The following is a 23824-nucleotide window of genomic DNA, read 5'->3' on the forward strand; positions in this document are numbered from 1 at the left end:
GACGCGAAGGAGCACCACATGTCATCCGTCGCGCGCGGGCAGCGCACCGAACGGCGCTCGCTGCGCTTCCTGCTGTCGGCGTACGCGGTCAGCCAGTTCGGCAACTGGCTGTTCCGCACCGGGGTCGTCTACTACGCGTACAACCAGAGCCACGGCTCCACCGCGACGCTGGCCACGGCGATCATCCTGGTCTACGTGCCGATCCTGCTCGGTTCGAGGCTGCTGGCCCCCCTGGCCGACCGGGGAGACACCCGGCGCACGCTGATCGGCCTGGATGTCCTGCGCGCCGTGGTGCTGGTGGCGCTGCTGGCCGTCGTAGGGGGCGGAGCGGGATCCACCTCGACGGCCACGGTGGGTGTGATGGGCTTCCTCAGCCTGCTGACCCCCCTCTTCACCGCAGCGCAGACCGCCTATCTGCGCAGGACCCTGTCGGCCGAGCGGATTCCCCAGGCCCTGGCCGCGGTCTCCCGGATCGACTGGTCGATGTTCATCCTGGGCACCGCCGCCGGGCCCCTGATCCTCCAGGCGGCGGACCTCCCCGTGCTGATCGGGCTGGACATCATCACGTTCGTGGTGTCGGGGCTGCTGCTGATCGGGCTGACACCGGCACCCACGCCGGCCGGCGCCCTGAGATCACCGGGAGCGGACGGCACGGCGAGGCCCGGCCTGACGGCCGCCAGCAGACTGCTCCTGGCCGGCGTGTTCGCACTGAACGCCGGGGCCGGACTCATCAACGTGTACCCCAACGTGGTGGCCAGGGACTACCTCGGAAGCGGCGCCGCGTGGCTGAGCGCGATCAACCTGGCCAACGGCGTCGGCGCGCTGACCGGGGCCACCCTCGCCGGGCGGCTGGCCAAGCGGCGCGGGCTGCGTCCAGGGGTGCTCGCCGCGTTCGTCGTGGCCCTGTCCCTGGCCGGCATGGCCTTCATGGCCCACGTGTGGGTCGCGCTGCTCGCCAGCTCGGTCATGCTGCTGGGCGGCCAGGTGTTCGCGGTGGCGTTCCAGTCCCGGATCCTCGAGAACGAACCGGTCGACGTGGCCGGGCGGGTCTCCGGCCTCTTCACCCTGGCGACCTTCGCCGGCGTGGCGGTCAGCGTCGGGGCGTTCCTCGGTGTCACCACCGCCGGCTCCGTGCGCGGCACCTTTCCCGCGCTGCTGGCCGCCGCCGCCCTCGCCGCCCTCGGATCGGCCCTCATCGGCGGCGCCGCCCTGCGCCGCTACGGCGACAAGGTCCACCCGGACGAGGACGAGGACGAGGACGAGGGCAAGGGCAAGGACAAGGACGAGACCGAACCCGTACCGGAGGAACGGCGGGCAACCGCCGGGGAGGTGAAGGGAATCGACCAGCCGGACCCGGAGGCGGCGGCGCTGCTCCTGCGGCAGGCGGGGCGGTCGTTCGCGACCGGTGTGACCGTCACGTCGACCGTCGTGGACGGGACTCCGCACGCGACCACACTCAATTCCTTCGCCACGGTCTCGCTGGATCCGGCGCTCGTCATGGTGTCCGTCCGGCGCGGCTCCCGGCTCGATTCCCTGATCGCCGAGGGCTCGCCGCTGGGCATCACCGTCCTCGCGGAGCGACAGCGCGGGGTGGCCGTGCACTTCGCCGGCGGCGACCGCCCCTCGGGTGCCGAACTGTTCGAGGGGCATCCCTGGGAACCAGGCGCGCACACCGGGGCTCCGTTGCTGGCAGGCGGCTCGGCGTGGATCGAGTGTGTCGTGCAGAGCGTGGTCGCGGCCGGAGACCACTCCGTCGTGCTCGCCCGCCTCGTGTCCTTCACCGCCTCCGAAGAAGGCAACACGGCCCCTCTCGTCTTCCACGGAGGGGACTTCACCACCCTGAGCGGGCCGGCCCTGCCGGCCTTCGCGGCCCAGGCGGGATCCCGGGAGCCGGATCATGGACATTGAGTATCCGCACGCCCGCCGGGACCCGGAACCCCGGATTCTGCACGGGCGTACCGTACACGACCCCTACCGGTGGCTGGAGGACGCGGACAGCGAGGAGACCCGGGCCTGGTCGGCCGCCCAGCGTGCCCTGTGCGACCGGGTGCTCGGCGCACTGCCCGGTCGCGACGCGCTGCGCGCGCGCATCACCGCACTCATGGGTGCCGGGACGGTCAGCGCCCCGGTCTGGAGGGGCGAGCGCCGGTTCCTCACCCGCCGCCGCCCGGACCAGGAGCGCGCGGTTCTGCTGACGGTGGACGGCGCGGGACACGAGCGCGTCCTCGTCGACCCGCTCCTGCTGGACCCCACCGGCACCACCACCCTGGACGCGTGGCAACCGGACCCGGAGGGCCGCCGGCTCGCCTACAAGACGTCGCGCGCGGGCACCGAGGAGTCGAGTCTCCACGTGCTCGACGTCGCCACCGGCGAGCCCCTCGAGGGACCCGTGCCACGCGTCCGTCACGCGGCCATCGCCTGGCTCCCCGGCGGCTGCGCCTACTACTACGTACGGCAACTCCCCGCGGGCAGCGGGCCGGTGAGCGGAGCCGGGCCCGGACGGCGGGTCCACCTGCACCGGGTCGGCACCGATCCCGACGCGGACGACGTCCTGATCTTCGGCGAGGACCTGCCCGACACGTACGACTACGGCCTGCTCGTCAGCCAGGACGGGCGATGGCTGAGCCTCGGGGCGTCCGAGGGCACCGAGAACCGCAGTGACCTCTGGGTCGGCGACCTGTCGGCACACGGCCCCGAGGCACCCGTGTTCCGGGAGGTCCAGGCCGGCGTCGAGGCCGACAGCGGCATCTACATGTGGCGGGACGGCCGCGCCTACATCTTCACGGACCGGGACGCCCCACGCTCACGGCTGTGCGTCGCCCCCTTCTGCGACCTTTCCTACGGCGCCTGGCGCGACCTGGTGCCGGAGGACCCGGAGGCGGTCCTGACGGACTTCGCCATCCTGGACGGACCCGCGCTGGGCCGTCCCGTTCTGCTGGTCTGCTGGACACGGCACGCCGCCAACGAGGTGACGGTGCACGACCTGGAGACCGGCGACCGGACGGGCACGGTGCCCCTCCCGGGCGTCGGCAGCGTGGGGGGCCTGTTCGAGCGGCCCGAAGGCGGGCACGAGGCCTGGTTCTCCTACACCGACAGCACCACGCCGGGAGTGATCCTCCGGTACGACGCACGCTTCGGGACCACGGACACCTGGGCCCAGGCCCCCGGGTCGGTGGACGTTCCCCCGGTGAAGAGTTCCCAGGTCGGCTACCGCTCCGCCGACGGAACCACCGTGCACCTGCGTGTCGTCGAGCCGCTGCACCGGTCGGGCCCACGGCCGGCGATCCTCTTCGGCTACGGAGGCTTCGGCGCCGCCATGGTCCCCGAGTACGACCCGTCCGTCCTGGCCTGGGTGGAGGCCGGCGGTGTCTACGCCGTGGCCGGCCTGCGCGGGGGCGGTGAAGAGGGGGAGGAGTGGCACCGGGCCGGGATGAGGCAGCACAAGCAACGGGTCTTCGACGACTTCCACGCCGCCGCACAGGCCCTGATCGACGGCGGCTGGACCACCGCGGCCCGGCTCGGGATCCACGGCGGCTCCAACGGAGGTCTGCTGGTGGGCGCCGCGCTCACGCAGCGGCCCGAACTGTACCGGGCCGTGGTGTGCGAGGCCCCGCTGCTGGACATGGTCAGATACGAGCGGTTCGGGCAGGGCCGGCTGTGGGCCGCCGAGTACGGCTCCGCGGACGTCCCGGAAGAGTTCGGCTGGCTGCTCGGTTACTCCCCCTATCACCATGTGCGTGAGGGGACGCAGTACCCGGCCGTTCTCTTCACGGTGTCCGAGAACGACGCCCGGGTCGATCCGATGCACGCCCGGAAGATGTGCGCCGCCCTGCAAAGGGCGACGAGCGGCGCGGCGCCCGTCGTGCTGCGCGGTGAATCCGAGGTCGGACACAAGGGAAGATCCCTCAGCCGGGTGGCCCGACTGGCCGCGGACACCCTGGCGTTCCTCGCCCGGTACACGGGCCTCCAGCTGAACCCTGAACATGATCCGCAGTACCGATAGCGAGGTTCGTATGCGTGGCACATCGGCAGGACGCCGAGTCGTCGTGATCGTCGACGCCTTCTCCAGCGGACGGTGCCTGGCACCGGTGTTCAGGAAGAAGGGGTTCGACTGTGTCCATGTGCGGAGCGCGAAAGTCGTGCACCCCGCATACGAACGCAGCTACGCGCCGGACGACTTCGACGCCGAGATCGTGCACACGGGAGACGCCGCCGAGACCGTCGAGGCCGTCGCGCGCCACGACCCGGAATGTGTCGTCCCGGGGATGGAGAGCGGTGTCGAACTGGCGGACATCCTGAGCGAGGCCCTGGGAGTACGGACCAACGGGACGGAACTGAGCGGCGCCCGTCGCAACAAGTACGACATGCTGGAGACGGTGCGGGCTTCCGGGGTGGCCACCGCCGAGCAGATCCTCGCGACGGATGCCGACGGCCTGCTGGACTGGTACGCCCGGGCCGGCGGCCCGGTGGTGCTGAAACCGGTGCGGAGCGCCGGCAACGACGGTGTCACCTTCTGCGAGGACGCGGAACAGGTGCGCGCGGCCTTCGACCGGCTGATCGGTTCCGGCAGCGCACTGGGCGACAGGAACCGGGCTGTCCTCGCGCAGGAATACCTCGAAGGCGGGGAGTACATCGTCAACACGGTGAGCTGTCAGGGGCGGCACCACGTCACCGACATCTGGGGCATGCACCACATCAGTGCGAACGGGGTCAGGGACCTGGGGGCCAGTGCGCTCCTGCTGCCTCGGCACGGTGACGCCCAGGACGAACTGGCCGCCTACACGTTCCGGGTGCTGGACGCCCTCGGGGTGCTGAACGGCGCCGCGCACACCGAACTCAAACTGACCCCGAAGGGGCCGCGCCTCATCGAGACCGCCGCCCGGGTGTGCGGTGCGGACCTCCACGTCCCGGTGCGGGCCGCGATCGGCAAGAGCCAGATCGAATGGACCGTGGACGCGTACGCGGATCCCGACGGTTTCATGGAGAGCGCCGGCGACGGCTACGAACTCGTCCGCCACGCGGGCCTGGTGAACATGATCGCGCCGGAGAGCGGCGTGCTGCGCGGCTATCCGAAGATGGCGCGGCTGCGGGCCCTCGACAGCTTCCACCACGTGGCGATGGCGGTGCGGCCCGGCGGTCGCGTGCGCGCGACGGTGGACGACTGGACCTATCCCCTGCGGGTCTACCTCGTGCACGGAACGGCCGCCACGGTCATGCACGACATCATGACCGCTCGGTATCTGGACGGAACGGGGTTCTACGACGTCGAACCCGACAGCGACTGAGCGCCTCGCCCCGGCACGCACACGCGGAGGAGGCCGACACGGCCCTCCTCGTCCTCCTGCGCGAGTGGGGACCGCCGCCCACTGACGGCTGTGCGGCGGCGGCGCGTGTGGTGGGCGGGGGTTTTGCGGGCAGACGGATGTGATCTTCACGTTCCGTCAGGGGAAGGGGGGCGCCTCGTGACCGTGCCCGCACGCCGTGTACGGCCGCACACCGGCCGCCGGTCGTTCGATCTGCGCTCGACCGCCTTGTTCTTCGTCCTCGCCGCCCTGGTGCTGTGCGTCCTGGGGTTCGTCGTCCGGACGCTGGCCGGGACCGCCGAACGGCGTCCCGCCTGGGTGGTCGTCCTGTGCCTGGGGGGCCTGGCCGCCGTTCTGGCGTGGGGGCGCCTGCGGCGGCACCGCCGTCTCGCCGCCGGGACCGCCCGGCGGGCCGCCGCGGCGCTGGAGGAGGGCGTGCACACGGCGCTGGAGGAGTGGGAGGCACCCCCGGCGGCCGCCCCGCCCGCCGCCGCCCTGTATGCCGCGGATGTCCCGGCGTACGACTTCGATGCCCTGGACGCCGACGAGTTCGAGCAGGCGGTGGCCGGCCTGTGCGAGCGGGACGGCTGCACCGCTGTCGAAGTCGTCGGCGGCGCCGGTGACCTGGGCGCCGATGTGCTGGCCGTGGCCCCGGACGGGCGGCGGGTGGTCGTCCAGTGCAAGCGCTACGGCGACGGGAACCGGGTCGGCTCGCAGGATCTGCAGCGCTTCGGCGGCACGTGCTACACCGTGCACGAGGCCGATGTCGCGGTCCTCGTCACCACCAGCGACTTCACCGCGCCGGCCGTCGAGTACGCCGCGCAGTGCGGGATCGTGTGTGTCGACCGGACGGCGCTGCGGGCGTGGCACGAGGGCACCGGACCGGCACCCTGGGCGGCGGCGTAGGCGGCGCCGAGCCTGCCGGCCTTCGACCGCGGGGGAGCCGGGACAGGGCGTCCGGCTCCCCCGCGGCTACCGGCGGCGGTCAGCCGGTCGTCAGGGTCGCGTCGTCGACGACGAAGCTGGTCTGGAGGCCGGAGTCCTCGGTGGCCGTGAACGTCAGCGTGATCTGCTGGCCGGCGTACTGGCTCAGGTCGAGGGTGCGTTCGGTGTACCCGGTGGCCGCGTCGGCGTTGGACCAGGTCTGCTTCGCGGTGCCGTTCACCTTGACCTGGAAGGTGTCGTAAACCGTCGTGCCCGACTCGGCGGTGTCGATGTGCAGCCAGTACCGCAGGGTCGCCTTCGCGCAGCCCGCCGGGACGGTCACCGTCTGGCCGATGCTGTCGCTGGCCGCGTAGCCGTACCCCGCCAGCCAGGCGTACCGGGACCCGGAGTGCGCGGACTGGCCGCTGAACGTGCCGATCGCCCCGGTGTCACCCGTCCACGGCGTCGTACCGCTCTCGAAGCCGCCGTTGGAGAGGACCTGGGCCGGTGTGCAGCCGCCGGCGCCCTTGACGGTCAGCGTGTACGAGGCGCTGTGCGTGGCCGTGCCGGTGCCGGTGAGGGTGAGCGGGTAGCTGCCGGGCGGCACGGACGAGCCGACGGAGACGGTCGCCGTGGACGAGCCGCCGGAGGTCACCGAGGCCGGGCTGAAGGAGACGGTGACGCCCGCCGGGGCACCCGAGGCGGACAGGCTGACCGTCTGCGCCGAGCCGCTGGTGGTCGCCGTGGACACGGTGGTGGTCAGCGAGGTCCCCGGGTCGGTGCTGCCGGTGGCCGGGTTCACCGAGAGGGAGAAGTCGTTCGCCGGGGCGGTGTCCGAGACCGCCTGCTTCCACAGCGTGTAGGCGACACCGTCCGCGCTGCGGTTCAGGCCGGTGGCGTTGATGTTGCTGGTGGTGTCGCACGAGGAGTGGTAGCAGCCGTCGTACGCGGCGCCCGCCGTGCCGCCCCACTTGGCCGCCTGCGCCGAGGTCTTGCGGGCGCTCGCGCCCATGGCGTAACCGGAGGTCGGGATGCCGTAGTTCTCGAAGGAGTAGTCGTCGGAGCGGCCCGCGCCCTCGGTGTTCTCCTCGGGCTGGAGGCTCAGCGAGTCCCAGTACGCCTTCATCGGCGCGGCGGCGGCCGAGGTGATGTGGTTGATGAAGTAGCCGCCGTTGGGCGAGGCGACCATGTCGAAGTTGTAGTACGCCTTGATCGCCGAGCGCTGGGCGGAGGTCAGCGAACGGACGTAGAAGTCCGAGCCGTTCAGGCCCTGCTCCTCGTCCGTCCACCAGCCGAAGCGGACGCGTGCCGCCATGGCGGGATCGGTCTGGGCCAGTTTCAGCGCGACCTCCAGGAGGGTGGCGCTGCCGGAGCCGTTGTCGTTGATGCCGGGGCCGGCGGAGACACCGTCCAGGTGCGAGCCGAACATGTACACCTTCGACGCGTCCCCGCGGGGCCACTCGGCGATCAGGTTGGGTCCGGCGCCGCTGGTGCAGCCCGAGGTGCAGGCCTGCTCGGTGACGGTGTAACCGGCCGCCTGGAGCTTGCCCTTCACATAGGCGACCGAGTCGCGGTAACCCTGGCCGGTGGAACGGCGGTTGCCGCCGTTGCGGGTGGCTATGGCGTTCAGCTCGGTGAGGTGTGCCTGCACCCTGGTGACGTCGATGTCGGGCGCGGCGGCGGCCTGGGCGGCGGCGGGGGCGGGAGCGTGGGCCGCCGTGGGGAGGTGGCGCCCGGGGGCCGCCTCGGCGCTCGCGGGCAGCAGGGTGAGGCCCGCGGCGGCCGTGGCCAGCGCCAGGCCCGCCAGGGACAGTCTTCGTGGTCGTAGCACCATGTCTCCTTGTGGGGTGGAGGAAACGTCAGGCGTGCGGCGGACTCGGATGAGCCGCACTCCCTGATGAGCATGCGCATGCCAAGCCCTCGTCAAGCATGGGCGCGCGGGACCGGCCGGATCAACGGCTCCCGCCCGCCCTCCCGGCCGACGCCGGCACGGGTGCCGTACGGACGTGCCGGGGCCCCGAGGAACCGGGCGGGCGGCCACGAGGCTAACGGCCCCGCCCGCCGGTCGCCCCTGGCCGAAACCGGCACGTCCGCTCCTGGCCAGACCGGCCGCCCGCGCGTGCGCTTCGGGGCGGGGGCGGCGGGTGGCTCACCCGTGCGCTTCGGGGCGGGGCGGGAGGTGGCTCACCCGTGCGCTTCGGGCCGGGCCCGCCGCCTGCGCGTCCGCTTCCGGCCGGAGCCGCCGTCCGGCTGTCCGGGGCCGGATGACCGCTCTGGCTTCCGGTGCGGGCCGCCCGTATCGTGCGCGCATGCGTGCGCGGGAGAACCCTTCGCGGGGGCGGCGGCCGACGGACTCCGAGGCGAAGGAGGCCTATCTGGCCATGAGGGAGCGGATCGAGACGTCGGACGCGCGGCACGCCACCGAGCGGGCGGAACTGCGGGGCCTCTCCGCCGAGCTGGCCGGGTGGCTGGCGGAGCGGCGGCTCCTGGACCCGAGCGGTGAACGGCTCAGCCCCCCGGAGCGCGCGCTGCGGCACGTCGTCTCGGAGCACCGGCGCCGCCTGCGGGAGACGGCCGAGGGGCTCGCCCGGGACGCCCGGGCACTGGACGACGTACTGTCCCTGCTGCCGGCCCCCCGGCCCGGCGCCCGGGAAACCGTGGAGACGGAGTTCTTCACCGACCGCGAGCGCACCCGGCGGCGGCTGGAGGAACTGGACGCGCTGAGCCGGGAGGAGTTCCTGGCGATGCGCAACACCTTCCCCGGCGCGCGCGTTCTGGACGCCAGCCTCGTGCGGGATCTGGAGATGGCGGCCGCCGGCATCCGCATGCGCCTGCTCACCTCCCAGCAGGCGTTGCGCTCGCCCGCGCCGGCCCGCTATCTGCACGCGCTGATCGAGGCCGGGGTCGAGGTGCGGGTCGCGGCGACGGTGCCGCTCCACATGAACATCATGGACCGCGCGGTCGTCGTCATCGGGGTGGGGGCCGGACCGCGGGGCGAGGGCGGTGACGTCATCCTGCACAGCGGGCCCGTCGCCCAGTGCTTCGCCCGGGTCTTCCTCCACGCCTGGGACCTCGCCCGGCCGCACGCCGAACGGCGCGCGGGCCCGGGGGCCACCGGGCCGGGATGCGCCGGCCCGGAGTGCGCCGGGACCGGGCCCGCCGGCCCGGAGCCCGCGGGGCCGGGGTCCGCCGGGCCCGAACTCTCCGCGCTCGAGCGCGAGGTGCTGGCGCTGCTGGCCACCGGCGCGAAGGACGAGACCATCGCCCGCCGGCTGGACTGTTCCGACCGCACCCTGCGCCGGCTGATGCGCCGGATCATGGGCAAACTCGGCACCTCCAGCAGGTTCGAGGCCGGGGTGACCGCCGTCCGCCTCGGCCTGGTGGACTGAACCGGCCGCCCCGCGGGAAGGGCCGGGGGCGGCCGGGAGCCGGTACCGTGGCTAGATCACCGGCGGGCCCGCCTCGACGCGGCGCAGCACGGGGGCCAGGCGATCCAGGTCGGGGCCGCTCTGGAGCTGCCGCTCGTCCCACCAGGTGGCGCCGGCGTCGTGCAGGGGGCCGATGACGTCCCTGGCCTTGGCCGCGTCCAGGGGCGTGGCACCGCCGAGCACCAGCTCGAAGGGGCGGCCGGTGCCGGCCGGGCGGTGCCGGCGCACATAGCCCACGAGGTCCCTCACCTCCGCCACCTCGGGCACCTGCCCGTGCCGGGCCGTGTCGAACAGCGGTACCACGCCGTCCCACCGCGCCGCCCGCCGCATGGGCGCCCGCCGGGGCCAGAACCCGCCGATCCATACCGGAGGGGCGGGCCGCTGCACGGTGGCCGGCAGCAGCGCCACGTCCCGGACCTCATAGTGCCGGCCCTCATGGCGCACCGGCTCGCCGGACCAGAAGCGTTTCACCAACTCCAGCCCCTCGTCCAGTCGCTCGGCGAGCAGGCGCGGCTCCGCGGTGTCCCCGAAACTGTGGTACTCGTCCTCGAGGGGGCCGCCCAGCCCGGCGGCGAAGACGACCCGGCCGCCGCTGAGGTGGTCCAAAGTAGCCACCTGGCGGGCGAGTTGCTGCGGACGGTAGCGGGGGACCGGGGTCAGCAAGGTGCCCAGCCGGATCCGGGAGGTCGCCAGCGCGGCCGCGGTCAGCAGCATCCAGGGGTCCCCGAAAGGTCGCCCCTGGTGCCGCCGGTGCAGTACGTGGTCCCAGACGAACAAGCCGTCCCAGCCCGCCTGTTCGGCGGCGACCGCCACGGTCGCGACGTTCCGTGGATCGGCGAAGTCGCCGAAATTCGGTATGTTCACGGAGAAGCGCATCCCCGAAGCATCCGCAGCCGGTGGCCCAGGGGCAAGAGACGCGGACGCACCCCAGGGGCGGTCCGGAAGGGATCCGGGGCCGCCCCTGGGGTGCGCTCGGCCGGCGGGGAGGACGGCCTTCGGGGTCAGGGGGCCACGGCGCGGCCCGTCTGGGGGGAGATGCGGCCGGCGCACAGGCCCTTGCTCGCCAGGGTCTGGGCGATGCGCGGGACGGCGGCGAGGGTGTTGGCCGGCCATTCGTGCATGAGGATGATCTGGCCGTTGCCCAGCCGGGACACGGCCTGGACGATCGCGTCGGTGCTCGCGCCGTTCCAGTCCTGCGAGTCGACGTCCCAGATGATCTGCCGCAGGCCGTACTTGGCCTCCACCGCCTGGACGGTGGCGTTGGTCTCCCCGTACGGCGGGCGGAACAGCTGCGGTGTGCCGCCGCCGGCCGCCGCGATCGCCTGCTGGGTGCGGGAGATCTCGGAGTCGATCTGGGCCTGCCCGAGCTGGGTCAGGTGCGGGTGGGTGTAGCTGTGGTTGCCGACCCACATGCCGGCGTTCACCTGGGCGCGGACCTGGGCCGGGTAGGCGGCGGCGAACTGCCCCTCGTTGAACATCGTGGCCCGCAGGCCGTTCTGCCGCAGGGCGTTGAGCAGGGCCGGGGTGTGGTCGTTGGACGGGCCGTCGTCGAAGGTGAGGCCGACGTAGCCGGTGCAGGCGGCGGCGTGCGCCGGGGTGGCGTCGACGGCGGCGGTGACGGTGCCGGCCACGGCCGTCGCGGCGACGGCCAGTCCGGTCAGCAGGGAACGGGGTGCGGCGCGCATACGGGTGGGTCCTCCTCGGGTCGTGCGGGACCGCGGGCGGGGGTGAGCGGACGGGAACCGGGGACCGGTCAGCCGTTCACCGTGATGTTGGAGTAGCCGCTGCTCTGGTAACCCTCGGTGGCGAGGATCATGTAGTACTTGAAGCTGCCCATGGGCATGCCGACGCGGGACCAGGCGTCGAAGTGGTTGCCGGTGGTGATGGTGCCGCCGGTCCGCTTGGACTGCCGGACGCTCCAGTACTGGTTGAAGGTCTTGGTGCCCTCCACGGAGGGGGCGTTGTACCGCGTCGTCTGGTAGATGTCGTACGTGCCGCCGTCGCTGCTGACCGTGCCCTTGTACGTTCCGGTGGGCCGGTAGTTGCCCCAGTTGTCGACGATGTAGTACTCCACCAGCGGGTTCGAGGTCCAGCCGTACAGGGCCAGATAGCCGTTGCCGGACGGGCTGAAGCTGCCCGAGTAGCTCACGGTCCTGCGCCCGCCGGTGCTCCAGCCCTTGCCCGCGACGAAGTTGCCGCAGTTCGTCCAGGACGTGCTGTAGTTGCCGCCCGAGTTGAGGGTCATCGAGACCGCGCCGCCGCCGTCGGTCCAGAAGGAGTAGTAGAAGCCGTTGTTGGTGCCGGTCTGGTTGGTGGTGATGACGGTGGCGGCGTCGGCGGTACCGGGCAGCAGCAGGCCGGAGGCGGTGGTCGCCGCCGCCAGGGCGCCGGCGCGGCCGATGAAGCCCCTGCGGCTCATCGGGCGGGAGAGGGCGTTGTCCATGTCCATGCTTCCTCCTGGTGAGGGCGGTGAGCGGAAGCCCGGGGCGGGCACGGCGGTGCGGGTGCCGGGCGTAGGGATGCCATGACCGGCCGCTGAAATGGCATGTACGCGCCATGTGTCGGAACGGGGCCGTCCCTGCCGGGGGATGGGCTCGATTGCTGGAGAGTATGCGGCCGGGCCGAAACGACGGTCAATCCGTCTGTTTCCGAAACTTCATCGAAACTCTGTAGCCACCTGTGGGTGTAATGCCGAAACTTTCGTCTCCGCTGGTAGGACCGGGCGTGGCCGTGATGGTGCAGACGGTTGACGGGGCGGGGGCGGCTGTTTAGCGTGACGCAACGCTCGTCACGTAATCCGAAAGTTTCGACTGCTTTTCAGGAGTGCTCGTGAACCTGCCCCGTATCACCGCGGCCGCCGCCGCGGCCTGCTGCCTCGCCCTGCTTCCGCTCACCGCGAGCCCCGCGAGCGCGTCGGGCGGCCCCGCCGCTGCGGACCGTCCGCTGCGGCAGCTCGCCGCCGACGACGGGCTGCGGATCGGCACCGCGGTCGACATGTCCGCGCTCGCCGACGACGCCGCCTACCGCCGGCTGGCGGGCTCCGAGTTCTCCACCGTCACCCCGGAGAACGTGATGAAGTGGGAGGCGATCGAACCCCGCCAGGGTGAGTACGACTACGCCGCCGCCGACCGGCTCCTCGACTTCGCCCACCGGCACGGGCAGAAGGTGCGCGGCCACGTCCTGGTCTGGCACAACCAGTTGCCGTCCTGGCTGACCTCCGGCGACTTCAGCGCCGACCAGCTGCGGGAGATCCTGCACCGCCACATCACCGACACCGTCCGGCACTTCAAGGGGCGGGTGTGGCAATGGGACGTCGTCAACGAGGCGTTCAACGAGGACGGCACCCTGCGCGACAGCATCTGGCTGCGCAAGCTCGGACCGGGCTACATCGCCGACGCCTTCCGCTGGGCCCACGAGGCCGACCCGCACGCCCTGCTGTTCTACAACGACTACAACACCGAGTGGACGGGCCCGAAGAGCGACGCCGTGTACGACCTGGTGAGCCGTCTGCGGGCGGAGGGCGTGCCCATCGACGGGGTCGGCTTCCAGGGGCACCTCGGCATCCAGTACGGCCTGCCCACCGACATGGCGGCCAACTTCGCCCGCTTCGACCGGCTCGGGCTGGCGACCGCCGTGACCGAGGCGGACGTCCGCATGGAGACGCCGGCCGACGAGGCCAAGCTGGCCACCCAGGCCGAGGGTTATCGGCGCCTGCTCGATGCCTGTCTGCGCGCCCGGCACTGCATCTCGTTCACCGTCTGGGGCTTCACCGACAAGTACTCCTGGGTGCCCGACACGTTCCCCGGCGAGGGCGCGGCCAACCTGTTCGACGAGAACTACCGCCCCAAGCCGGCGTACCGCACCCTCCAGAAGCAGCTGACGGGCCGGGCACGGCCGCACTCCGCCGCGTAGGGGCGGCCGGCGCTCCGGTGTGTGGGGGAGCGCGCGATCCCGGGAGCTACGGGGGCCGGCACGCCACCGGGCCCGCCGGGAACACCGGGGCGGTGGCGCCGGCCGCGCTGACGGACGGGTGAAGCGGGGGCGCCCTCGGGCGGGCCGCGGCGGGCCGCGGGCCCGCCCGAAGGCGCCCGTGGCTGGTGGTGCGGTCGTTTCGGGTCCGGTCGGCCGTCGGTGTCGTCGGTGGTCGGCGCTGACTGCCGAGTCGGGGGCGGGGGAGGCGCCACGGCAGGCGCGCTGCCCCGGCGTGCTCTCGGTCCCCGCGTGCCGGCCACCGGTGCCGCTCCGCGTGCCGGGTCGGCTCGGGTCGTCCGCCGCGACGAGGTGAGCCGGCCCGCCGGCACCGCCGGGCGATGGGGCCCGGGGCGCGGACACCTGGGTGCCGGTGGTGGAACGGGCGGTGCAGATCCGTATCCCGCAGCGCGGGCGTGCCCCGGCCGGCGAGCGGCTGAGCGTCGGCCGACCCCCGGCCACCGTCCGTGCCCCGCCTTGCTCGCCTTCGACCGGCCCCTCGTTCAGCCCTTGTTCCGGCTCCCCTCCCGGTCGAGGCCCTGAACCCCGCTCCCTCGTCGACCCTGCTCCCGGCTCAGGCCCTGACCCGGCGCCGCTCCGGCCTGGTCCGCCGTGCGCGCCTGCGACCGCCCGACCCCGTCCGCACGTCCCGTCCGGGCGCTGACCGCGCCCCGCTCCGGTCTCCTTCTCCGTGCACGCCCACGACTGGTCCGAACCCGGCTGTCCTCTCGGCCGGGCGCTGAGCGCGTTCCGCCCCCCGGCCCGTGCACACCCACGACTCGCTCCACCCCGGCCCCGTCTTCAGCGCACCCCTCGGCCCGCCGCGCCCCCGTCCCCAGCGCGCCCCCGGCCCGCTCCACCCGTGGCCCCGTCCACTCCGTCGGCCTACAGGGCGGGGCCTTGGACTCCGCCCCGACGGCCGGCCCGAGTCCTCCGCCCGCGGGTCTCCCCCCGACCGCACCGCCCCCGTCCCCCTCACCTGCCCCCGGGCGGAGCCGTGCTCTGGCGTATCACCAGATGGGTGGCCAGTTCGATGCGCAGGGCCGACTTCCTCGAGTCCGTGGGCCGCAGCAGCATGCGCGCCGCTTCCTCGGCCATGCGCTGGAGGGGCTGCTGGACGGTGGTCAGGGGCGGGCTCGACCAGCGGGCCGGAGGCACGTCGTCGTAGCCCACCACCGACAGCTGTCCGGGGACGCTCAGGCCCAGCACCCGGGCCGCCTCCAGGACGCCGAGGGCCTGGAGGTCGCTGCCGGCGAAGATCGCCGTGGGCCGGTCGGGGCGGCGCAGCAGGTCCATCGCCTGTTCGAAGCCGCCCTGGACGTGGAAGTCACCGAACCGCACCAGCGCCGGGTCCGGTTCGTACCCCGCCATCGCCATCGCCGAGCGGTATCCGTCGAGCCGGGCCAGCGAGCACATCAGGTCCTCGGGGCCGGTGATGATGGCGACGCGTTCGTGGCCCTGGTCGGTCAGATGGCGCGTCGCGGCCATGCCCCCGGCCCAGTTGGCCGAGCCGACGGACGGCACGTCGGGGTCCGGATCGCCCGCCGGGTCCACGATGACGAACGGGATGGCCCGGCTGCGCAGTTGCCGTTTCACGTCCTCCGGCACCGTGGAGAAGACCAGCAGGACGCCGAGCGGGCGACGGCGCAGGACACCCGCGATCCACTCCGGGCCGGGCGCGTGCCGGGTGCCGCTCTCGGTGAGCGCCACGGTCGCGTCGTTCTGCTTGGCGACGTTCTCCACCCCGCGGATGAGCTCCATCGCCCACACGCTCTCCAGCTCATGGAAGACGATCTCGATGAGCGGCGCCTGCGGCGGTCCCGCGCTCCGCCGGCGGTAGCCGTGGGCCTCCAGCAGACGCTCGACCTTGGCCCGGGTAGCGGGAGACACATCCGAACGACCGTTGAGCACCTTCGAAACTGTCGGAAGCGAGACGCCGGCCTCTCTGGCCACGGCTGCCAGGGTGACTCTCCGACCGACCTGGGCTTCTTCGCGCATGGACGCAGCATAGGGCACGCACGCCGGGTAACGGTTTGGCCGCGTACGTGCAGGACCGTTGACCATTTCTTCTCTCGCCTCCTACTGTCCAGCCGCAGGACTTTCGGCTCTTATACCGAAACTTTCGGAAGGCGGATGACCATGCGTACACGGATGCCCAGACTGGTGGCCGGCGGTGCGACGCTGGCCCTGGCGGCGACCCTCACGGCGTGCGGCAGCGGGAGCGGCGGGGGTTCCTCGAACGACGGCAAGATCCATGTGCTCGTCTACGGGGACTCGGCCAACAAGGTCGAGAAGCAGATCGTTGAGACCTTCAACAAGACATCGAAGGTCAAGGCGGTCCTCGACACCATCCCCGGCGCCGACTACCAGCAGAAGCTGCAGACCATCATCAGCACCCCCCAGGCGCCCGATGTGTTCTTCAACTGGGGCGGCGGCAGCATCAAGCCCTTCGTCAAGGCCGGACTGCTGATGCCGCTGGACGACTTCGTCAAGAAGGATCCCAACCTCGACGACAAGTTCCTGCCCACGGTCTACAACAGCGCCGTCGTGGACGGGAAGCCGTACGGCATCCCCATGCGCGGCACCCAGCCGGTGCTGCTGTTCAGCAACAAGACCGTGCTCGCCAAGGCCGGGGTGAAGCAGCCCCAGACCTGGGACCAACTGCTCGACGCCGTGCGGAAGCTGAAGGACGCGGGCGTCACCCCCATCGCCCTCGGCGGCGGAGACCAGTGGCCCACGCTGATGTGGTTCGAGTACCTCTACGACCGGGTGGCCGGACCCGGGCTGTTCCAGAAGGCCCTCGGCGGTGACAAGGACGCCTGGGCGAGCGCGGACAGCAAGAAGGCGCTCGGCATGATCAAGCAACTGGTCGACGCCGGCGCGTTCGGCAAGAACTACGACTCGGTGAAGTACACCAACGGCTCCTCGCCCGCCCTGGTCGCCCAGGGCAAGGCCGGCTTCGAGCTGATGGGCTCCTGGTACTACTCGCAGCAGCAGACGGACGCCAAGGACTTCGCCGCCAAGGGCCTCGGCTACGCCGCGTTCCCGACCGTCCCCGGCGGCAAGGGCGATGCCTCGAACATCGTCGGCAACACCAACAACTTCTACTCGGTGCTGAAGAAGACCAAGCACCCCGAGGCCGTCGCCGAGTTCCTGAAGCTCATGTACTCCGACGAGTTCGTCAAGGCCCAGCTGTCCATCGGCAACCTGCCCACCACGACCACCACCTCGCAGTTCATCGACCAGTCGGCGAGCCCCGAGTACTCCCGCTTCCAGTACGACCTGGTGGCCAAGGCCAAGTCTTTCCAGCTGTCCTGGGACCAGGCCTACCCGCAGACCGCCAGCACGCCCATGCACCAGGCCGTTCAGCAGTTCCTCAACGGACAGCTCGACGCGGACGGTTTCATCAAGGCCATGCAGGCCCTCCCGACCGAATGAACCGCTCATGACCACACAGCTCACGAGCGCCCCGTCCACCGCCGCGGCCCCCCGTAAGGCCCGGCGGCGGCCGGAGGACTCCTACGCCGCCCACGGCACCCGCCCTAACTTCCTCTGGGCGCTGCCCGCCACTCTGTTCTTCGCCCTCTTCGCCATCGCCCCGCTCATCATGGTCGCCGTGCTGTCCTTCATGAGCTGGGACGGCCTCGGATCACCCGAGTTCGTCGGCACGGACAACTGGAAGCGCATCCTCGACGACCCGGTGATGATCCGCAGCATCTGGCTCACCCTGCTGCTCACCGCCCTCGGCGTGGTCCTCCAGACCCCGCTGAGCATCGTGATCGGTGTCTGGGCCGCCGGACACCAGCGCAACCGCGCCGTCCTGTCGGCGATCTACTTCATCCCGCTGCTGCTGTCCGCCACCGCCGTCTCGGTGCTCTGGCGGGCGCTGCTCGACCCGAACTTCGGCATCCCCGCGCGGATGACCTGGCTGTTCGGCGACGGCAACCTGTTCGGCGAACAGGCCACCGCCATCGGTGTCCTCGCCTTCGTCAGCACCTGGCAGTTCACCCCGTTCCACACGCTCATCTACCAGGGCGCGGCCCGGGCCATCCCGCCGGTGCTGTACCAGGCGGCGGAGATCGACGGCGCCGGGCGCTTCCGCCAGTTCTTCCACATCACGCTGCCGCAGCTGCGCAACTCGATCGTCACCTCGATGATCCTGATGATCGTCGGCGGCCTCACCACCTTCGAGACCGTGCTGATCCTCACCCAGGGCGGACCGGGCACCGACACCACCATCAGCGCCTACTACATGTACCAGAAGGCTTTCAAGGGCTTCGACTTCGGAGCCGGCTCGGCCATCGCCCTGTGCCTGGTCATCGCCGCCACCATCGTCTCGCTGATCGTGGTCCGCGTCTCCGGCTACGACAAGATGCGCAGCGACATGGAGGGGGTGTCATGAGGCGCCGCCCCAACTACCTCGCCGGAGCCGGCTCGATCGTCTGGCTCGTCGTGGTCGGTCTGCCGCTGTACGTGATGCTGGCCGCGACCCTGCGCACCCGGGAGGACTACGCCGGGAAGGGCCCCGTGTCCTTCCCCGACCACTTCACCCTGGACAACTACACCGGGGCGTTCGACTCGGGCTTCGGCCGGTACTTCCTCAACACCATCATCGTCACCGTCTGCGTCGTCGGCGTGGTGCTGCTGCTCGTACCACCGCTCGCCTACGCGATCGTCCGCAGCCGCTCCCGGATCACCTCGCAGATCTTCCGGCTGTTCCTGCTGGGCCTCGCCATCCCCGCCCAGGCCGTGATCGTGCCGATGTTCTACCTGATCAGCGAGGCCGGGCTCTACGACAACCTGCTGGGCGTCATCCTGCCCACCGCCGCGTTCTGCCTGCCGATGTCGGCACTCATCCTCAGCGGGGCCATGCGGGACATCTCCCCGGAGCTGTTCGAGGCCATGACCATGGACGGGGCCAGCCCGCGGCGGATGTTCTTCCAGCTCGTCGTACCGCTCTCGCGCGGCGGACTGTCCACGATCGTCGTGTTCTCCGCCCTCCAGGCATGGAACGGCTTCCTGTTCCCGCTGGTCCTGACCCAGTCCGAGGAGACCAAGGTGATCACCCTCGGTCTGTACAACTTCCAGACCGCCCACGGCATCGACATCCCCGGCCTGCTGGGAGCCGTGACGCTGTCCATGGTGCCCGTCCTGCTCGTCTACCTGTTCGCCCGCCGCGCCCTGGTCCAGGGCCTGATGGGCATGGGAGGAAAGTGACCGCCAACGTGGCCGTAGAGACCACCCCCGAAGTCCCCCTGTGGAACGACCCGTCGCAGGACATCGGCACCCGCGTCTCCGCGCTGATCGACGCGATGACCCTGGAGGAGAAGACCGCCCAGCTGTACGGCGTGTGGGTCGGCGCGTCCGCCGAGGGCGGTGAAGTCGCCCCGCACCAGCACGACATGGAGGAGGCCGTCGATCTCGACGCCCTGCTGCCCGCCGGACTGGGCCAGCTGACCCGCCCGTTCGGCACGGCACCGGTCGACCCCGCGCTCGGCGCGCTGTCCCTGCTGCGCACGCAGACCCGGATCGCCGCCGCGAACCGCTTCGGCATCCCCGCGGTGGCCCACGAGGAGTGCCTGGCCGGATTCGCCACCTGGGGCGCCACCGCCTACCCCGTCCCGCTGTCCTGGGGCGCCACCTTCGACCCCGACCTGATCCGCCGGATGGCCGCCGCCATCGGCCGCGACATGCGCGCCGTAGGCGTCCACCAGGGCCTCGCGCCCGTCCTGGACGTGGTGCGCGACGCCCGCTGGGGCCGGGTTGAGGAGACCATCGGAGAGGACCCCTACCTCGTCGGCAGCATCGGCACCGCCTATGTCCAGGGGCTGCGGTCGGCCGGTGTCGTCGCCACCCTGAAGCACTTCGCCGGCTACTCCGCCTCCCGTGCCGGCCGCAACCTCGCGCCCGTCGGCATGGGCCCGCGCGAGCGGGCGGACGTCCTGCTGCCGCCCTTCGAGATGGCCGTCCGCGAGGGCGGGGCCGACTCCGTCATGCACGCCTACACCGACACCGACGGCATCCCCTCGGCGGCCGACGAGGACCTCCTCACCGGGCTGCTGCGCGACACCTGGGGCTTCGAGGGCACGGTCGTCGCCGACTACTTCGGCATCGCCTTCCTCAAGACCCTGCACGGGATCGCCGCGGACTGGGCGGACGCCGCGGCCACCGCGCTGCGCGCCGGCGTCGACGTGGAACTGCCCACCGTGAAGACGTTCGGGGCGCACCTCACGGAGGCCGTCGCCGCCGGCCGGGTGCCCGAGGCACTCATCGACCGCGCCCTGCGCCGGGTGCTCGTCCAGAAGGCCCGGCTCGGCCTGCTCGACGCCGGCTGGGACCCGGTCCCGGCCGCGCTGCGCGGAGCCGACCTGAACGACCCCGGCGCCCTGCGCGGCACGATCGACCTGGACAGCGCCGAGAACCGGGAACTGGCCCGGACCGTCGCGGAGGAGGCCGTCGTCCTGCTCACCAACGACGGCACCCTGCCCCTCGCCCGGCCCCGCAGCATCGCCCTGATCGGCCCCAACGCCACCGCGCCGGCCGCCGTACTGGGCTGCTACTCCTTCCCCCAGCACGTCGGCGTGCACCACCCGGAGATCCCGCCCGGCATCGACCTGCCCACCCTCGAGGACGCCCTGCGGCAGGAGTTCCCCGAGACGGAACTCACCGTCGTCCAGGGCACCGGAGTGGACGACGGCGACATCTTCGGCATCGCCGAGGCCGTCGACACCGCGCGCCGGGCCGATGTCGTCGTGGTGGCCCTCGGCGACCGCGCGGGCCTCTTCGGCCGGGGCACCAGCGGCGAGGGCTGCGACGCCGAGTCCCTGGCCCTGCCCGGGGCCCAGCAGCGGCTGCTCGACGCGCTGCTGGAAACCGGCACGCCCGTGGTGACGGTCCTGCTGGCCGGCCGGCCCTACGCCCTGGGACGGGCCGTGGACGAGTCCGCGGCGATCGTGCAGTCCTTCTTCCCCGGGGTGGAGGGCACCACCGCCATCGCCGGTGTGCTCAGCGGCCGGACCAACCCGTCCGGACGGCTGCCGGTCAGCGTGCCCCGCGGCACCGGCGGCCAGCCCACCACCTACCTCGGCGCACGGCTCGCCCAGACGAGCGATGTCTCCAACATCGACCCCACGGCGGCCTTCGCGTTCGGGCACGGCCTGTCCTACACGTCCTTCGACTGGGACGAGCTGACCGTAGGCCGGGCGGAGACGGACACCGCAGGCGAGTTCTCCCTCGCGTTCACCGTGCGCAACACGGGGGAGCGGGCCGGTACCGAGGTGGTCCAGCTGTACCTGCACGACCCGGTCGCCTCCGTCGTCCAGCCGGTGCAGCGGCTCATCGGCTATGCCCGGGTGCCGCTCGCCGCGGGGGAGACGCGGCGGGTACGGGTCACCGTGTCGGCCGACCTCGCCTCCTTCACCGGCCGCGACGGGCGCCGGGTGGTCGAGCCGGGCGAGCTGCACCTGCGCCTCGCGGCCTCCAGCGCCGAGGCCCGCCTGACCGCGACGGTGACCCTGACCGGCCCGGCACGCCACGTGGACCACACCCGCCGGTTCCACGCGCGGTTCGAGCAGGAGACCGTACGGCCGGCGGACCCCGCCGCCTGACCCGGTGCGCGCGGCCGGCCCCCCCGGGTGGCCGGCCGCGCGTCATCGCCGTGCCGGCCGCGCGCCGGGACCGTCCTCACCCGCGCGTCACCGAGACGGTCACCAGGGCGCCCGGGGCCGCCCGGACCCAGGCCCGGCCGGCCGTCCGCCGTACGGCGGCCGCCCCGCCGCCGGCCGTGATCCGCCAGGCGCCCGGCGGCACGGACAGCACGCTCACCCGGGAGCCGTGCGGTGCCGCGCGGTAGACCAGCCGGTACACGCCCGCCTCCCCGTCGTAGCCGGCCGAGCGCACCGTGCCCGCCACGGCCTCGGCGTACGGCTCCACGGTCAGCTCCTTGTTGGCGCGGAGGGCGCCGCTGCCGTCGAGCGCGCAGTACCCGCCGCCGTAGCACCACACATAGCCCGCCCAGCCGGAGGCATAGCGGCCGAGCGAGGCCATGGCGTCCCGGTAGAAGCGGTTCATGTGCGGCAGCGAGCTGTCCGGCGGACCCCACTCGCCGATCACCACGGGGACCCGGTACCGCTCCGGGTACGCGGTGACGGCCCGCTCGTACGCCTCGATCCAGCCGGCCCCGGGGTCGTAGTCGGCGCCCGCCTCCATCGCGGTGTCGTAGAAGTGCGGCGCGTAGACGACGCGGGGATCGCGGACGCGGCCGAGGCCCGTCTCCACGCCCTCGCCGACGACCGGGGTCGGCTCGACGAACAGCCATGCGTCCGGGTCGGCCGGCCGGACGGCGCCGGCCAGGCGGTTGTACATCGGGGTGAGCTGCTCGCGTTCGATGCGGCGCGCGGCGGCCGGCAGGTCCTCCCCGGGCCCCGGCTCGCCCATGGGCTCGTTGATCAGGTCGTAGCCGAGTACGGCCGGATGGCCGGCGAAGCGGGTGGCGAGCGTGCGCCACATCCGGGCCTGGGCGCGCCGCAGGTCGTCGTCCTCGTAGAGATGGGTGAAGGCGCGCTGCACGGCGGGCTCGAAGTACTCGGCGAACCAGTCGTCCGGATGCGGGGTGAACGGCAGCCCGTCGGTCCTGGTCGCCCACTCGGGTATGCCCCGGTGGCCGAAGGCGGGCCCGAAGACGTCCTGGTGGGCGTCGAGGACGACCCCTACGCCCTGGCGTCCGGCCCAGTCCAGGACGCGCTCGATCCTGCGCAGGTACCTCTCGCTGTACTGCCCGGGCCTCGGCTCCAGGTCGTCCCAGAAGACCAGCAGCCGGGCGAAGCCGAAGCCCTGGGCGCGCAGATCGCGCAGATGGCGTTCGGTGATCGCGCTCAGGGCCTGCTCGCCCCGGTGCGTCTTGTCCTCGATGTTCCAGCCCCGCAGGGTGAGCACCCGCCCCTGCCCGTCGGTGAGCGGGGGGATGCCAGGCCCGCCCGGATCGGCACGGGCGGTGGCGGGGGCCAGCAGCGCGGCGAGGACCGCGCCCGCCGTCAGCATCGCTCGCAGCACGGGAGACCTCCGGGACGGCAACTGCCCTGACCTTGCGCGGACTTCAAGCCCTTCTGTGCTACCAGGCGCACCCGGGAAAGACCAGGGTGAGGGACCGCGCGACCCCTCTTGCACACGGACCCGTTCGTGAAATGATGTCCTGACAAAGGAGGGACGGCGGGTCCCGCCCGCGACGGCCGCCCCGGAGAGGACCGCTGACCATGCCCGAGACCCTCGACCGCATCCGGGTCGGCTCCGCCCCCGACTCCTGGGGCGTCTGGTTCCCCGACGACCCGCGGCAGATCCCCTGGCACCGCTTCCTCGACGAGGTGTCCGAGGCGGGCTACGACTGGATCGAACTCGGCCCCTACGGCTACCTCCCCACCGACCCGGCCCGGCTCACCGACGAACTGGCCCGGCGGAACCTGAGCGTCTCGGCCGGCACGGTCTTCACCGCCCTGCACCGCGGCCCGGCCGTCTGGGAGGAGACCTGGGCCCACGTCGGCCGGGTCGCCGCACTCACCCGGGCCATGGGCGCCCGGCACCTGGTCGTGATCCCCTCCTTCTGGCGCGACGACAAGACCGCCGAGATCCTGGAGCCGCCCGAGCTGACCCCCGAACAGTGGACGCACCTGACCCGGGGCATGGAACGGCTCGGCCGGCGGGTCCGGGAGACCTACGGCCTGGACATCGTCGTCCACCCGCACGCCGACACCCACCTCGACACCGAGGCCCACGTCACCCGCTTCCTGGACGCCACCGACAGCGCACTGGTGAGCCTCTGCCTGGACACCGGGCACTACGCCTACTGCGGCGGGGACAGCGTCAAGCTGATCGAGACCTACGGCGAACGCATCGGCTATCTGCACCTCAAGCAGGTCGATCCGGACGTCCTCGCCGAGGTCGTCGCGCAGGGACTGCCGTTCGGACCCGCCGTGCGGCGCGGGGTGATGTGCGAACCGCCGTCCGGGATCCCGGAACTGGAACCGGTGCTGCGGGCGGCACAGGGGCTGGGCGTGGACCTGTTCGCGATCGTCGAACAGGACATGTACCCGTGCGAGCCGGACCGGCCGCTCCCGATCGCCGTCCGCACCCGGCGCTTCCTGCGCTCCTGCGGCGCCTGAGCGGGCGTACGCGCCGGATCCGCGCCCCCGCGGATCCGGCCGCGGC

16 protein-coding genes and 1 pseudogene are annotated in these 23824 nt (G+C 72.4%); 11 read left to right on the top strand and 6 right to left on the bottom strand.

What is annotated here, in order from left to right:
• The first annotated feature begins 18 nt into the window (after window positions 1-18).
• The 4 genes from AB0E62_RS18700 (at window position 19) to AB0E62_RS18715 (ending at window position 6209) form a co-directional block, all read left to right on the top strand.
• On the top strand, window positions 19-1908 hold the full coding sequence (locus tag AB0E62_RS18700) for an MFS transporter (RefSeq protein ID WP_362194323.1): 1890 nt from the start codon (window positions 19-21) through the stop codon (window positions 1906-1908).
• The gene (locus AB0E62_RS18705) at window positions 1898-4003 is read left to right on the top strand and encodes a prolyl oligopeptidase family serine peptidase (RefSeq protein WP_362194326.1); all 2106 of its coding nucleotides are present in this window, start codon (window positions 1898-1900) and stop codon (window positions 4001-4003) included. The genes AB0E62_RS18700 and AB0E62_RS18705 overlap by 11 nt, the downstream gene beginning before the upstream one ends.
• Before the next feature lie 10 nt (window positions 4004-4013).
• The gene (locus tag AB0E62_RS18710) at window positions 4014-5285 is read left to right on the top strand and encodes an ATP-grasp domain-containing protein (RefSeq protein ID WP_362194329.1); all 1272 of its coding nucleotides are present in this window, start codon (window positions 4014-4016) and stop codon (window positions 5283-5285) included.
• A 177-nt stretch (window positions 5286-5462) separates the two neighbouring features.
• Complete coding sequence (locus AB0E62_RS18715) at window positions 5463-6209, top strand: restriction endonuclease (RefSeq protein ID WP_362194332.1); 747 nt, start codon at window positions 5463-5465, stop codon at window positions 6207-6209.
• A gap of 79 nt (window positions 6210-6288) precedes the next feature.
• Here the strand turns inward: AB0E62_RS18715 and AB0E62_RS18720 are convergent, their stop codons facing one another.
• Entirely contained in the window at window positions 6289-8061 is a 1773-nt protein-coding gene (locus AB0E62_RS18720) for a M28 family peptidase (protein ID WP_362194335.1), read from the bottom strand.
• Window positions 8062-8536: 475 nt separating this feature from the next.
• Here AB0E62_RS18720 and AB0E62_RS18725 point away from each other — a divergent pair, with 475 nt between their 5' ends.
• A complete protein-coding gene (locus tag AB0E62_RS18725) occupies window positions 8537-9616 on the top strand; it encodes a LuxR C-terminal-related transcriptional regulator (RefSeq protein WP_362194338.1) in 1080 nt (359 codons plus the stop codon).
• A 51-nt stretch (window positions 9617-9667) separates the two neighbouring features.
• On the opposite strand, the gene AB0E62_RS18730 is transcribed toward AB0E62_RS18725, so the two are convergent.
• From AB0E62_RS18730 to AB0E62_RS18740, 3 genes and pseudogenes are all read right to left on the bottom strand, one after another.
• Window positions 9668-10531: an LLM class flavin-dependent oxidoreductase gene (locus AB0E62_RS18730; protein ID WP_362194341.1), complete on the bottom strand. Its 864-nt coding sequence runs from the start codon at window positions 10529-10531 to the stop codon at window positions 9668-9670.
• 128 nt (window positions 10532-10659) lie between these two features.
• Window positions 10660-11340 (bottom strand): annotated as a pseudogene (locus AB0E62_RS18735) (polysaccharide deacetylase family protein); the annotation flags it as partial.
• A gap of 68 nt (window positions 11341-11408) precedes the next feature.
• The gene (locus tag AB0E62_RS18740) at window positions 11409-12104 is read right to left on the bottom strand and encodes a glycoside hydrolase family 11 protein (protein ID WP_362194344.1); all 696 of its coding nucleotides are present in this window, start codon (window positions 12102-12104) and stop codon (window positions 11409-11411) included.
• Window positions 12105-12484: 380 nt separating this feature from the next.
• Here AB0E62_RS18740 and AB0E62_RS18745 point away from each other — a divergent pair, with 380 nt between their 5' ends.
• On the top strand, window positions 12485-13567 hold the full coding sequence (locus AB0E62_RS18745; protein ID WP_362194347.1) for an endo-1,4-beta-xylanase: 1083 nt from the start codon (window positions 12485-12487) through the stop codon (window positions 13565-13567).
• Window positions 13568-14599: 1032 nt separating this feature from the next.
• Here AB0E62_RS18745 and AB0E62_RS18750 read toward each other — a convergent pair.
• Window positions 14600-15622, bottom strand: coding sequence for a LacI family DNA-binding transcriptional regulator (locus AB0E62_RS18750; RefSeq protein ID WP_362194350.1), 1023 nt, complete (start codon window positions 15620-15622; stop codon window positions 14600-14602).
• Between the two features lie 135 nt (window positions 15623-15757).
• On the opposite strand from AB0E62_RS18750, the gene AB0E62_RS18755 reads away from it, so the two are divergent.
• From AB0E62_RS18755 to AB0E62_RS18770, 4 genes are read left to right on the top strand one after another with little or no spacing between them, the layout of a single operon-like run.
• Complete coding sequence (locus AB0E62_RS18755) at window positions 15758-17062, top strand: extracellular solute-binding protein (protein WP_362194353.1); 1305 nt, start codon at window positions 15758-15760, stop codon at window positions 17060-17062.
• Between the two features lie 7 nt (window positions 17063-17069).
• Complete coding sequence (locus AB0E62_RS18760) at window positions 17070-18026, top strand: sugar ABC transporter permease (protein ID WP_362194356.1); 957 nt, start codon at window positions 17070-17072, stop codon at window positions 18024-18026.
• Window positions 18023-18841, top strand: a complete 819-nt coding sequence (locus AB0E62_RS18765; protein WP_268695810.1) for a carbohydrate ABC transporter permease — start codon at window positions 18023-18025, stop codon at window positions 18839-18841. The genes AB0E62_RS18760 and AB0E62_RS18765 overlap by 4 nt, the downstream gene beginning before the upstream one ends.
• Window positions 18838-21231, top strand: a complete 2394-nt coding sequence (locus AB0E62_RS18770; RefSeq protein WP_362194359.1) for a glycoside hydrolase family 3 N-terminal domain-containing protein — start codon at window positions 18838-18840, stop codon at window positions 21229-21231. The genes AB0E62_RS18765 and AB0E62_RS18770 overlap by 4 nt, the downstream gene beginning before the upstream one ends.
• A 76-nt stretch (window positions 21232-21307) precedes the next feature.
• On the opposite strand, the gene AB0E62_RS18775 is transcribed toward AB0E62_RS18770, so the two are convergent.
• The gene (locus AB0E62_RS18775; protein WP_362194362.1) at window positions 21308-22675 is read right to left on the bottom strand and encodes a cellulase family glycosylhydrolase; all 1368 of its coding nucleotides are present in this window, start codon (window positions 22673-22675) and stop codon (window positions 21308-21310) included.
• A gap of 200 nt (window positions 22676-22875) precedes the next feature.
• Between AB0E62_RS18775 and AB0E62_RS18780 the strand changes: the two genes are divergently transcribed.
• Complete coding sequence (locus AB0E62_RS18780; RefSeq protein ID WP_362194365.1) at window positions 22876-23778, top strand: sugar phosphate isomerase/epimerase; 903 nt, start codon at window positions 22876-22878, stop codon at window positions 23776-23778.
• Window positions 23779-23824: the final 46 nt, after the last annotated feature.

The sequence above is a fragment of the Streptomyces sp. NPDC038707 genome (genome assembly GCF_040636485.1).
Taxonomy (GTDB): Bacteria; Actinomycetota; Actinomycetes; order Streptomycetales; family Streptomycetaceae; genus Streptomyces.

Excerpts from the sequence above, each read along its gene's own strand:
- AB0E62_RS18755 (WP_362194353.1), top strand. The coding sequence starts at position 15,758 with ATGACCATGCGTACACGGATGCCCAGACTGGTGGCCGGCGGTGCGACG.
- AB0E62_RS18730 (WP_362194341.1), bottom strand. The coding sequence starts at position 10,531 with ATGCGCTTCTCCGTGAACATACCGAATTTCGGCGACTTCGCCGATCCA.
- AB0E62_RS18700 (WP_362194323.1), top strand. The coding sequence starts at position 19 with ATGTCATCCGTCGCGCGCGGGCAGCGCACCGAACGGCGCTCGCTGCGC.
- AB0E62_RS18780 (WP_362194365.1), top strand. The coding sequence starts at position 22,876 with ATGCCCGAGACCCTCGACCGCATCCGGGTCGGCTCCGCCCCCGACTCC.
- AB0E62_RS18740 (WP_362194344.1), bottom strand. The coding sequence starts at position 12,104 with ATGGACATGGACAACGCCCTCTCCCGCCCGATGAGCCGCAGGGGCTTC.
- AB0E62_RS18705 (WP_362194326.1), top strand. The coding sequence starts at position 1,898 with ATGGACATTGAGTATCCGCACGCCCGCCGGGACCCGGAACCCCGGATT.
- AB0E62_RS18725 (WP_362194338.1), top strand. The coding sequence starts at position 8,537 with ATGCGTGCGCGGGAGAACCCTTCGCGGGGGCGGCGGCCGACGGACTCC.
- AB0E62_RS18720 (WP_362194335.1), bottom strand. The coding sequence starts at position 8,061 with ATGGTGCTACGACCACGAAGACTGTCCCTGGCGGGCCTGGCGCTGGCC.
- AB0E62_RS18710 (WP_362194329.1), top strand. The coding sequence starts at position 4,014 with ATGCGTGGCACATCGGCAGGACGCCGAGTCGTCGTGATCGTCGACGCC.
- AB0E62_RS18760 (WP_362194356.1), top strand. The coding sequence starts at position 17,070 with ATGACCACACAGCTCACGAGCGCCCCGTCCACCGCCGCGGCCCCCCGT.
- AB0E62_RS18765 (WP_268695810.1), top strand. The coding sequence starts at position 18,023 with ATGAGGCGCCGCCCCAACTACCTCGCCGGAGCCGGCTCGATCGTCTGG.
- AB0E62_RS18750 (WP_362194350.1), bottom strand. The coding sequence starts at position 15,622 with ATGCGCGAAGAAGCCCAGGTCGGTCGGAGAGTCACCCTGGCAGCCGTG.